We start from the raw sequence: 12,453 nt of genomic DNA, 5'->3' as shown, positions 1-12,453 counted from the left end.
CCCGTGCCGCGCGAATCGCCGGCGGCCTGGCCGCCGCCTTTCGGTGTTCACCCATGCTATCAGGGCGTGACCAGGCAAAACAGACGCCGTCTTTGGCCAAAGAAGCGGTAAACCGGCAACGTCGCTGACGGTTTTCGTCAGCGTTTTCGCCAGGGCTGGGAGGGGTGTTGCGAGAGATGGCGCTGGCGAGCCGCGACAGGCAGCGGGCGGGCGTCGGCGACGGAAACGCGAACGAGTGCGATGGGGGGGGTCGGGGGGTCGGGGGGTCGGGGGGTCGGGGGGTCGGGGGGTCGGGGGGTCGGGGGGTTGGGGAGCCGAGATCGAGCGCGTCTTCGAGGCGATCAGGGCGTTTGCTACAATGGGGCCATCGTGAGCGTCGCGGAAAGGGAGCCTGATGGGTCGCAACCATCCCAAAGATCCAGACAACATCTACCGCCAGAGCCGCCTTGAGCGTTTCTCCAGCCAAGAGAAGGCCGCCGAAGCGCTCTCAGCAGCAGGATTCCCCGTGTCCGCGAGCTCCCTCAAAGGCTACGAGAACGGCGACACGATCCCCCCGGCCGACGCCGTGGCGGCCATGGCCGAGACCTACGGCACGCCCCAGCTGAAGTGGGCCCACTGCCACCAGCAGTGCCCCCTGGGCGCCTCGGTAGTGGAGGATCCGCCCACCGTGGTGGACAACGTGTACTACACCCTCTTCAACCTCAACGTCGCGTTCGACCAGATAGACGACGTAAAGGAAAAGCTGCGGGCCATCGTAGCGGACGACCGCATCACCGAGGACGAGAAGCCCCTGCTCGACGAGGTGTTCGACGTGCTCGGCAAGATCAGCGAGAACGCCCTGGAGCTGCGGCTGTGGGTGGAGCGCCAGCGACAGCAGCGGTAGAGAGGCGCCAGGGCGCGGCGAGCGCTGGCCAGGGCGCAACCGAGCGCGTCCTCGGAGGCCCACTGCCAGCTTTCGCGGAAATTTTGGCACTGATCGTCAGTTTGGTACGGTGCAACGGCGCGCCAGGCGCTTAGCAATAAGTCCGCCGGATACCGCGCACGGCAAAACCCCAGGTCGCGAATCCCAGATGCACGACCAGCGGTTCCAACGGGCTGCCGCAAGCGTACCAAACTGACGATCAGTGCCATTTCCGGCGGAAAAAGTGGCGGCGGGCCCTCCTGGGGCACCACCGCAAGGCCCCGAGCCGGCGCTACACCCCGACGCGTCCTTGCAGCCTCGCCGCCAAGTTCCGGGGAAATTCTGGCACTAGCTTGCGATTTCGCAGGGTAAGGGGGGCTCGCAATCGTCAAGAAAGCAGCTTCATGGGCGCCGCACGTCGCAAAACCCCAGGTGACGTTCTGCGAATTAGCATCAACCCCCACCACGGAAACGCCTCGACCCTACCAAATCGCAAGCTAGTGCCATTTCCGGCGAAAAAAGCAATGCGACCGCTACGGGGGAGAACGTGCGAGCCCCACCCCACAACCGGAGGGCCGCCCCAAAGAGGGCGCGAGGCGCAGGCCGACACGCCCCCCAGGCCCTCGTCATCTAAGGCAGTGAGCCATGCCGGACCTGAAAACCCCGATCAGCTTGACAGCGCGCACGCCCCTGGCGGCCTACTGGGGCGCCAGGCAGAACGGCGCGACGTGATTGTCGACAAGCGGGGAGGCACCCGACAGGCGGCGATCCGCGCCAACCGGGGAGGCCAGAGCGGATGGCAAGCCGAGCGAACCAGGGGCCTAGACAGGCTGTGAGTCGCGCGAGTGCCCCGGACGAAGCAGCGGAGGCGTCAGATGAGCACCTGCCAGCACGGGCGGATACGCGGCGGGAAACCCCTCGCCCGCCGCTACAACCCGAAGGCGGTCATGGCCAGAAACGCCAGTGCAAAGCCGATGACGGCCGCACCTGCGGCCATGAGCAGCTTGGAGGCCATCGGGTGGCGCCGGTCGAAGGCGCTCACATCGCGCACGGGAGCCTCGCCCTTGGAGTAGGCCACCAGGTCGCGATAGGTCACCAGGTCGTTCTTCTTCTTATAGCGTTCGACCTGGTGCAGACATACGAGGCCCGCCGCCCAGCCCCCGAGGAACAGCACGCCGCCCAAGAGGGTTCCCTCTCGCACGCCGGGCACAATGCCCGAGATGCCGCCCTCGCCAGCCAGCAGCGCGAACGCCGCCACGCCCGCCAGCGTCAACCCCCAGCCCAGCGCGCAGAGGCGCGACATCTTCTTCCAGTCGTTCTCGATGATCTCCTGCATGGCGGCCACATCCTCTCGCATCAGGTCGTCGACGGACACGTCGAAGCGCTCGCTCAGCAGAAGCAGGCTCTGGATGTCGGGATAGGTCTTGTCGGTCTCCCAGTTGGAGACGGTCTGGCGCGAGACGAAGATACTCGCCGCCAGCTCCTCCTGCGAGAGCCCGAGCCGCGCCCGATGCCGCTTGATCTGCTGCCCGATCTGCATGTCCGTCCTTCCGAATGCAAGAGTGCCTCCTGGCACCCCATCGTACCACCGAATGACTTTGACACCGAGGCCTCAAGCTGCCAAAACCCTTTGACAAGAGCCGATGACCAGGGAAAAGGCAGTGAGGCGAGGAGGAGGCAGGGCCGGGCGGGCGTCGGGGACGGGGCTCCCGTCCAGTCGCAGGCTCGGCGAGGCGGAGCCGGGGGCAGGGGGCGCGGGGCGCGGCCCGGGGAAAGCGGCCCACGGCTGCAGATTGCGGCGGTTATGCACCCGCCGCCCCGGCGCCCCGGCGCGCGCGGGCGCGCCCGGCCCCCGGCGACCTGGGGCTTTGGCGGGAGCGGGGCGCCTCGGGGCGGCGCGTGGGCGCGCCGGCCGGTGCATAACCGCCCCGATTTGCGGGCGGCGGCGGTTTTTCGGAGGTCGGGGGGACGCGGGCGCGCAGCTCGGAGGTGCGCTGGACGCGCGCGGCGCGATGGCGGCGGGCGCGTACTGGCACCGGGGGCACGTTCTGGGATGCGGGGCGCGCGGGATGCGCGTCGGCGACAGGCACGTGCTAGCGCTGGAGATGAGCGCCCTGGCGCGTAGACACGGCGACGATGAGCGGCGCGGGGCATGCGCTGGCGTCGGGGGGGGGTGCCCTGGCGCGGGGAGCGGTGGCGATGGGAGCAGCCGGAGGGCACGTGTTGGTGGACGGCAGCGCAGGGCCTGGGCGCGCGGCTCGGAGGCGCGCTGGACGCGCGGGATGCGGGCGGCGCGCGGGACTCGCCCGGCTGGGCGCCGGGGACGGGGCTCCCGTCCAGTCGCGGGCGCGCCGAGGCGGCGCGCGGGGCGTAGCGGATGGCGCCGGGGAGACGGAGCCGAGAAGACGGCACGGGGAACAGGGCCGGGGGGACACCTCTCCGTCCTAGCGGGCCGACGGGGCCGAGGGGGCTTGAGGGGCGAGGCGGAAAGAGGGAATCGCATCGGCGGCCGACCCGATAGGCAGCCGCCTATCGCTGACAGCGCGGGAGACGGGGCCGGGCGGCGGAGCGCCCCGCCGCCTTGGCGGGCCGACGAGGGCGCCCCAGCGAGCCGGCAGAGCCCGCCACGGCTTCGGGACAGCACAAAAAAGGGCGGCCGCATCAGCGGCCGCCCCTCCCCCGCCTGATAGGCGGCCGTCCGGAGAGACGGCCGCCTATCGCTTACTCCTCCTCGTCGTCCTTGCGGCGGCGCATGGCCAGCAGCAGGATGAGGAGGGCACCCAGGCTGGCGAGGGCCATGCAGTTGAGCAGGAGCATGCTGTCGCCGGTCTGCGGCAGCATCTTCCAGCGGCCCTCGCGCTCGTCCCACACCAGCTTGTAGGGACGCAGCGGGTCACGACCGAGGAGCTTCTCCTCGTCCTTGACCTTCATGCCCAAATCGACGGCACGTCCGACCTCCGGCGTCCAGTTGTAGGGCGTCAGCAGGTTGAAGCGCTGGCCGTAGGCGTTGGGCTCGGTGCGGCCGGCGTGGAAGGCGCCGAGCACCGCCATGCCGGGGGTGATGCCCACGGTCTGGGAGCCCAGCAGGTTCCACCAGTCGCTGTCGTTGTTGTCGTCGCTGCCCACGTTGACGGCCACGAACTCGGTGCCATCCGGCAGGATCGAGCGCACCCGGTACAGATACGGGCGATCCTGGCCGTCCACCATGGGCAGGTTGTCGAAGCGGTACGAGCCGTCGACGGCCGTCATGGCGGAGGCCACCTCGGTCCACGTGCCCGCGCCGTCGACGCCGTCGGCGGTGATGGCCTTGAGGGCCGTAGACACGTAGCTCGGGGCGTTGAAGCCGAACTCGGCATCCACGTCGAGCACCATGCGGTCGAGGTACACCGGGCGGCCGAACAGGCCGATGGCGGTGGAGCCCTTCAGGCCGTCGCCCTCCGGATCCTCGAACACGATGCCGGCGATGGAGGCCAGCGCGTAGGGCAGCAGGCCCGTGTCGTTGTAGTCGCAGTCGACGCCCTCGCCGACCACCCAGGCGGTGTTGCCCGGGCCGGCCAGGTGCACCGAGGAACCCGCGACCGCCAGGTCGGGACGGGTAGACACGCCCGCCAGCACGATCATGCCGCCATGCGGGTCGGCCGGCTGGAGAAGCTTGGTCATCTCGTCCAGGTCGGAGTCCGCCGTCTCGTCGGAGCCCTGGTTCATCACGGTCACGCCGTAGCCCTTCGGCAGGTCCTCGACCGTCACCTGGTAGCCGTAGAGCACCACGGTCTCCACGCCGTCCACCATGCGCTTGCCGGCCACGTCCAGCTCGTCGAAGATCCACGAGCCATCGGCGGCAGAGCTGGTCAGGCAGATGGGCTTGGCATTGTACTTGTCGTCAGCGATCCAGGTCATGCGGCCGCTGGCATCCTTGCCGTACCAATAACGGGTCAGCTTGACCGGCACGTTGGCGATGCCCGTGCCCTCGCCCGCATCATGGATGCCGTTGTAGTTGGCGTCGAGCCACACCACGCCGGAGATATGGGCCTTGGCCAGCTTGACCACGCCATAGCCGTGATCGAGGCTGTCGCGCCAGTTGATGTCCGACCACCCCGAGGAGCCTAGCAGCGACTCAAGGTACGCCAGGCGCTCCTCGTAGGCGCTCTTCAGCATCTGATGCGCCTCGATGAGGGCACGCTGCTCGTCGGTGAGGTTGCGCAGCTGCGAGAGCGTGGCGTTGCCGATCCAGTCGAGCATGTCAGCCAGCTGGTCCACGCTATCGGCATGGCCCACCGGCACGTCGGCCCGCGACGCCGCGGCAACCGCCGGCAGGGCGTCGACCGCCGCGGACAGCAGCGCCGCGCCGGACACGCCGGCATCGCCGGTGCCGTCACCCGCAGCCTCAAGCGCGGCGATGCGGTCGGCCACGGCCTGCTTGACGGCCGCCTGCTCGGGAGCAGCGGCGCCATCGCCGTCGAGGAACGCGGCCTTCAGCACCAGCAGGGCCCTCAGCTGGTGAACGGTGCGGTCGGCGTCGGCCACCCACGCCAGCAGGTCGGCCTCGGCGTCGGGCAGGGCGCGAATGGCGTCGCACTCCGCCACGGTCAGGTCGGGATAGTCCGGGTCCGGATCCGCCGGGTCAGGAGTCGGCTCAGGCTCCGGCTCCGGCTCGGGCTCTTCGTCGACCGACGGGTCGGCCGGCGAGATCTGGCCGCCGCTCATCTGCGAGTAGCGGGCGCCGGGGCCCTCCGTGGAGGACGCCTCGTTGTCATCGGCCAGGCGCGCCAGCACGATGAGCTTGCCCACCTGCACCGTGTCGGTGAGGCTCTGCTTGGCGTCGTCCACTACGTCCACGCCGTTCGGGCGCAGGGCCTGGGTGGCATCGTCGAAGTCGGAGTCGATGAGCCCCAGCGTCGGGTCGCCCGCGCCCACATGCTGCAGCGTGGGCACGTAGTCCTCGGTGTCGGGATAGCTGATGACCTCGGCGCGGTAGCCGTAGAGCACCTTCACCGTCTCGCCCCGCTTCTCGAGGTAGTGGTTGCCGGTGCCCTTGGCCCAGAACTCCCAGTCGCCGTTGGACACCGTGGTGGTGAACACCGAGCCCGGGAAGGTGGTGCGGCCCAGCTCGTCAAGCACGACCTCGTCGGGCAGCAGCGCGGAGAGGTGAGCCAGGTCGGCGTCGGTCAGGTCGTAGTAGTCGGTGTAGGTGCCCTCGGCACCCTCGCGCAGCACGGGCACGTCCTCCTGGCTGAAGGACCAGTCGCGACGCCACACGCCACGCTCGGAGTCGTCGAACTCCATGTCCTTGCTCACCACGAAGGTGCAGACGAAGAACTCCTCGCGCAGCTCCTCGAACACCGGGTCGCCGGTCATGGTGCCGTCCGGGCCCTCGGTGAAGGCGTAGAGGTAGGTCCAGGCCACCTTCTCGAAGCCGAGCAGCTCCTCGTAGGTGCGGGCCGGGCCCTTCATCCACTCGTCGGCGGCCACACCCGGCTTGGGCTCGGTGATCCACGCGACGGCGGCGTCCACGGCCGCCTGCTTGGCAGCCTGGGTCTCGTCCTTACGGGCCTGAGCCGCGGCCAGGGCCTCCTCAGCGCCGGGCTTGCCGGCGTCGACGGCCTCCTGGGCCTCGTTGAGGTCGCGCTCGGCGGCCACGTCGGCCTCAAGCGCCGTCTCGATGGCGGTCTTCAGGCCGTTGATGTGCTCGATCGTCTCCTCGGGCAGCTCGGAGTTGTCCGGGGTGAGATCCTCGTCGTGGCCCTGGCCCGGCACGTCCTCGAGCGAGCCGACGCCCGTGATGTCGTACCAGTAGCGCGTCAGCCGCACGTAGGCGCCGTCGATGCCGCGCTCATCCTCGGTGGGCACCTGGATGAGCTCGCCCTCCGGCCCCTCGGCCTCAGTGAAGCCCTGCAGGCCGTCGGCGTTGGCGTCGTTCCACACACGGCCGGCCACGCGCACGGGATCCTGGGTGACCAGGCCCGCGTCGCCGGCGTGCTTGAGGCGCAGGCGGTTCGCCAGGTCGTACTTGATGCCCTTGTAGGTCACCTCGTAGCGATCGTTGGCGAAGTTGGCGTAGTCGCCCTCACGCGACTTGCGCGCCACCACGGCGTAGATCTCGTCATGGTCGTTGATGTTGTTGTAGTCGCCCGACATGACGGCGTCGAACTCGCGCAGGTCGGAGTCGGTCTTGTCGGAGCCGGTGTCCACGTGGAAGCGGGAGACCAGGTACTCGCCCTTCTTCACGACGAACACCGCGTAGCCCGCCAGGTACGGCGTGGCCGTCTCGAACTTCACGTCGTCCTTGGCCGCCTGGGCCGGATCCTGCGGCTGGTAGATGTTCTCCGTGCCGGGATTGGTCGGGTCGGCCTTGTCGTCGATGAGCACGTAGGCCGGCAGGTTCTCGTAGTTATAGTTGCCGTCGGCATCGGTGAAGGTCACCTGGTGGTACGGCTCCGTCTTAGCCGGCTCGTCGTCGCCCTCGGCGTCGTCCGCCAGCGGCAGGGCCGCCGCGCGGCGCATCGCGAGCGCACGAGCCGTCGGCTGCTCGCCGTCGGGGTTCGCCTCGGCGCCGTCGCCGCCCTCGGCGCCCTCGCCAGCACCATCGCCCGAGCCGCTGCCGTCGCCCGGCTCGGTCGCATCCGGGTTCTCCAGCTCGGCGATGCGCTTGTCGAGCGCCTCCTTCACGGCCGTGGCCGGCGTGCCGGTCTCGGTGCCGTCGATGAAGCCTGCACGCAGCTCAGCCAGACCCTTCAGCTGAACCAGGGTGCGAGCCGGGTCGGCAATCCACACGAGCATGGCGTCGGCGTCGGCCAGCGCCATGATCTCGGCCTTCTCGTCATCGGTCAGCGTGGGCTCCTCGGGATCCGTGTCGCCGTCGTCCGGCGCGTTCTGACCGCCGTTGCCGTCGTAGTTGTCGTTGAGCACCCACGTGCCCTTGGCGCGCATCGTGCGCAGATCGCGCTCGACGAGCAGCTCGTAGGGGTAGCGCATGGAGCCCTGGACCAGGTACACGGTGCCGCCCGACTCGATCAGGTCGGGATGCGGGTAGTGCGTGTCGATGTGCAGGCTGGCGGTGCCGTCGGCCTCCTCCACCCAGTACATGACGTTCTGGTACTTGTCGGCGGCGATGTCCTCGGCGGTGAGGTCCTTGTTGCTCTCCTCGTCGTAGAACAGCTGGCGGCCGTCGGCGGTCATCTGCGGCACGAAGTAGTACTGGGCCAGCACCACCTGGATGTCCTCCAGGCCGTTCTCGTCCTCGAACAGGCCGTCGTAGTTCTCGTCGTACCACACCAGGCCGATGAGGTTGGTGTAGTCCGGCGGCGCGAAGCCGGCGTTCATGGCCGTCTGGTCCTGGCCGCCGGCGAAGTCGAAGGCGAGCTTCTGACCGTCGCGCGTGGTGCTGATGGACTGGCCGGGGAAGCTCTGGTCGGCGATGCCGGCCAGGACGATGTGCCCGTCCATCACGTTCTTGGAGATGCGCTCGCCGCCGTCGCCGTCCACGGCGCCCTCGGCGTCAGCCGCCGATCCGGTCTGCACGTTGCCCTTGCTCAGGGCCACGGGGAAGTTGCCGTCCGCGTAGCCGAAGGGCGCGAGCTCACCATTCTGGGCCATGGGCTGGGCCTTGCTGTTGCGCGCATCGCGCTTGGTGGTATCCCACTCGTAGCCGGTGACGAGCAGCGACATCATGCCCTCGTCGTCGTTGGCTCCGCTCACCTCCAGCGTGTACCCGGCCAGGTACCACGTGGAGCCGTCAGCGCCGAGGCGCGCGGTGGGCAGGTCCTCGAACACGTAGTAGCCCGTGATGCCGTCGGGATGCGCCACCGCGTCGGTGAGCATCTCCTTATCGCCATCGGGCACCCAGCCATTCCGCGGGTCGAAGTACCACTTGTGCAGGATGACCTTCTTGCCGCCGTAGCCGCGCTCGGAGTACAGCTCGGGCTCCGGCTCGCCATCGGCGTCGTAGCGCTGCTCGGGCTCGTAGTTGTAGATGCCGTCGTAGTCGGCGTCCTCCCACACGAAGCCGGAGATGTCGTAGGTAGGCGGCGTGATGAGACCGCCGTCGTTGCCGGTGCGATCCACGCCCATCATCAGGTCGTAGGCGAAGCGGCCGGCGCCATCCTTCTTCACGTTGGAGAAGTCGTCGTCCGCCACGATCGTCTTCTTGCCGGTCTCCTCGTCCACGTCGTAGACGATCTCGCCGTTGGCGTCGCGCTTGGCGGGCTTGGTCTGGTCATGGTTGTTGGAGGCCGGGGCGTAGATGATGTTGGACTCGTGGGACACGCGGCCGTCCGGCGTGGCGCCCTGGTTGTCCACCACCTCCAGCAGCACGATGTACTCGTCGGCGGCGGTGAGCTCGTTGTCCTCGGTCAGGTCGGAGTTGACCAGGTAGTCCACGGGGTTGCCGTCGGCGTCGCTCACGCGGTACTTGGCCTTCATCATCTTGTTGTCGACCACGCGCTCATCGGTCACGCGCACCTGGTAGCCGTAGACCACGCGGCGCTCCTTGCCGCCCACGGTCACGATGCCGGCGGTCTCCAGGTCGTCGAACTCGTAGAAGCCGTTCTGCACCAGGCGCGCGCCCTCCAGGGCCTGGCCGGTGCCCAGGTTGAGCACGGGCATCAGGTCGGGGCGGGCGATGGTGGTGATGAGCTCCTTGCGCGTCGTGGTGCCGTCGGTCACCTGCTCGGTGAAGCCGCCGGAGCCATCAGGCGTGCGGGTGACGGTCTGATACTGATAGGTATCGTCCTTCACCCACGTATCGGTGTCGGTGTCGTACCAGTAGCGGTCGAGGTCGAGGGCGTAGCCGTTCAGGCCGCGCTCGCGGATGTCCTGGATGCCGTTGTTGGCGTTCTTGCGGGCCAGCTCGTCCATGGCCGGATCGGTCAGCTCATGGTAGCCGTCATCCCAGAGGATGCCGTTGATGGACTGGCGCGTGGGACGCACAGCGCCGACGTTGCCGCCGGCCACGGTGCCGGTGCCCACGGTGAGCCAGTCGTAGGAGGCCGCGGCGGCCGTGGCGTCCTGCACCAGCTGGCTCACCGGCACGGTCACGTAGTCCGCAGCCGAGGCCAGGTTGGTGGCGTTGGTCACGCCCTCGCCCTTCTGCACGCCCTCGCGGGCCACCACGATGCGGGCGCCCTCGCCGCTGCCGGCGGCCACGGCCACCGGCGAGCCCTCGCGGGTGCCAGCCTGGCCGGCCACGGAGGTCTGGTCGCTCACGACGATGCCGCCAGCGGTGCCGGTGCGGTCGGAGGTCTCGGCGTCGGAGTCGCGGCGCTCATCGGTCCCCTGGTGGTAGCGGGTGAGCATCCACATGCCGTCGGCCGTGCCGTCAGCGTTGGCGCCGGCCGGGTTGCCGTCCTCGTCGAAGGTCACCTCGTCCAGGCCCATGAGCTCCACCTGGTAGGACGCAAGCGCGTAGGTGTCGCCGAAGAAGCTCTCGGCGGCGTTGGCGTGGCGATCCTCGTCGTAGGTGCGGGCCACCGACACCGTGGTGTCGGAGTGGGTGCTCATGATGGCCGAGGGCACGTTGGCGAACGCGTAGGTGCCGCGCTTGTTCTCGTCCACGCCCGTCACGTTGCCGTCGCCGTCGCGCACCAGCTCGTCGGCGGTCAGCACCGAGCGCGTGGAGCCGGGCACCAGGCTCCACGTGTCAGCGGCGTCGTCGTACACCCACTGGGTCATCTTCATGAGGCGGTTCTCCAGGCCGGGCTCCGGCTTGGAGATGACCTCGTTGCCCCACTCGTCGTAGGTCACGCCGTCGCGGACGCCGTTGTAGGAGCGCTCGCGGGCGGCGATGTCGATCACCGGGTCGGACTCGGCATGGTAGCTGTCGTCCCACACCACGCCCTCGATGGTGGTGGAGGGGATGAACACCAGGCCGGCGTCGCCGCCCTGCTGGATCTGCACGTTGGAGGTCAAGTCGTAGGTGACGCCCTCATAGGTGACCAGGCTCTCAGCCGCCACGTCGTTAAGCTTCTTGCGTGCGGTGATGACCATGCCATCAGCACGATAGAGGCCTGGGTGGCACCCTCGTCGAGGTCGTGCCTCTGATCGAAGCGGTTCACCAGCGGCAGATTACGGTCGGCATCAGCCGCGCCGCGGAGCAGGTCGGACTCAGTGGCGTAGCCGTCGAGGTCGGATGCCGCATGGGCGCGGGTGATCGTGGCCCCTGCCGGCAGCGACTCAACGTAGACGCGGTAGCCGGCCAGGTAGCTCTGGGGCTTGGTCTCATCGGGCTTGTGGCTGGTAGGCAGGGCCTCCAGATAATACTGGCCCTTCACCAGGTTGTGGACGTTGTCGCTGTCGGCCACGCCGTCGGAAGTGACCGCGGGCAGAATCTCGGCGCCCGTGGCGATCCAACCGTAGGGCGCATCGGCCGCATCGGTCAGCGGGCCCCAGTAATACTGCTCGACGCGCACGCGCACGCCGGCGACGCCCTCCTCGTCCTCGTCTCGCACGCCATCGTAGTCGGCGTCGTTCCAGATATAGCCGGTGATGGGGGCCGCCGGGGGCTCCACGAAGCCGCCGTTGATGCGCTTCTCGCTCTTGCCGTAGGTCAGGTCGAACTGGGCGAGAGTGCTCGCGGCGTCCGTGGCGTTCACCTTGTACTGGCTCGGCGCCACCGAGCCGTCAGTGGCGTCCTTGGTCTGCGAGCCGGCCAGCACCAGCATGGAGTCCAGGGTGTGGATATCGCCGTTCGAAGAGGTCGCCACCTGGCGATACAGCGGGAACATGCCCTGGCCATAGCGCTCGATCAGGGTCGTTCCGCTAGTAGAGGTCACCATCGGGTGGCTCTTGGAGTTCCAGCTGTCATAGGGCACGACGTTGGGGTCGTCGGTATGCGTGGACTCCGTGATAGTGGCCGTGAAGCCCAGGTTACCCATCACGCACACCGTGTAGCCGGCCAGGTACTCCCTGCCATCCACGATGACGCGTACCGGCAGGTCGCTGAACTCGTAGTAGCCGTTCAGCGTGCCACGGTCGGCATCGGCAGGCTCAGTCAGCGCGGTGCGCCAGCAGAACGACGCCGTGTCGCTGTAGTCATTGCCGTATTCCCCGCGTGCCCTTCCAGGCGCCCTTACCGCCATCGGCCTCGGGGTCGAAGTACCACTGGCGCAGGTAGACGACCTTCGGGAAGCGGCCTTCCTCGGATTTGGTCAGGGTGATCTCCTCGCCCGTGTCCAGATCCTTGTAGGTGCCAGGCTCATGGGTGTACAGACCGTCGTGGTAATCGTTGTCTCGCCACACATAGCCGGCGATGGAGCGGTACGCGGGCTCGATCTCGCCCACGTCGCCCGCCGCGCGGTCGGCCGGCAGCGTCCACTCGTAGCGGACGGCGTCGGCGGTGTCCATGGCGTGCTTAGCCGGGATGTTCACCAGGCTCTCGGCGATGCCGGTGGTGCCGGCGGCCGCCGGCGAGGCCAGGATGACCTGGCCGTCGTTGGCGCGGTCGCGGTTGGCGATGATGAAGCTGTCCTTCACGGTGAAGCCGCGCTTGGCGAGCGACGCGTCGGAGTCCTTCGTCGCGTCGGTGCCCTGCTGGTAGGAGGTCAGGTGCCACGGGTCGG

General features: G+C 68.6%; 5 protein-coding genes (1 of these 5 running past the window's edge). 1 reads left to right on the top strand and 4 read right to left on the bottom strand.

Features of this window, described 5'->3' with window-relative positions; genetic code table 11:
• Nucleotides 1–394: 394 nt before the first annotated feature.
• A complete protein-coding gene (locus AC6I0Y_RS01195; protein ID WP_497732441.1) occupies nt 395–883 on the top strand; it encodes a helix-turn-helix domain-containing protein in 489 nt (162 codons plus the stop codon).
• Between the two features lie 946 nt (nt 884–1,829).
• Here the strand turns inward: AC6I0Y_RS01195 and AC6I0Y_RS01190 are convergent.
• The 4 genes from AC6I0Y_RS01190 to AC6I0Y_RS01175 all read right to left on the bottom strand — a co-directional run.
• Entirely contained in the window at nt 1,830–2,441 is a 612-nt protein-coding gene (locus AC6I0Y_RS01190) for a helix-turn-helix transcriptional regulator (protein ID WP_160710591.1), read from the bottom strand.
• A gap of 1,181 nt (nt 2,442–3,622) precedes the next feature.
• Entirely contained in the window at nt 3,623–10,849 is a 7,227-nt protein-coding gene (locus AC6I0Y_RS01185) for an SdrD B-like domain-containing protein (protein ID WP_497732436.1), read from the bottom strand.
• A complete protein-coding gene (locus AC6I0Y_RS01180; RefSeq protein ID WP_497732433.1) occupies nt 10,801–11,973 on the bottom strand; it encodes a hypothetical protein in 1,173 nt (390 codons plus the stop codon). Before AC6I0Y_RS01180 ends, AC6I0Y_RS01185 begins: the two co-directional genes overlap by 49 nt.
• Nucleotides 11,927–12,453, bottom strand: partial view of a PASTA domain-containing protein gene (locus AC6I0Y_RS01175; protein ID WP_497732430.1) — the final stretch only. The gene runs 58,582 nt beyond the window's last position; the window shows 527 of its 59,109 coding nt (coding positions 58,583–59,109); its start codon lies beyond the right edge, outside the window; the stop codon is at nt 11,927–11,929. Before AC6I0Y_RS01175 ends, AC6I0Y_RS01180 begins: the two co-directional genes overlap by 47 nt.

It is taken from the genome of Adlercreutzia sp. St.1H8, from assembly GCF_059728655.1.
The sequence above is the reverse complement of the archived record's forward strand: the minus strand, read 5'-3'. Positions and strand labels throughout refer to the sequence as shown.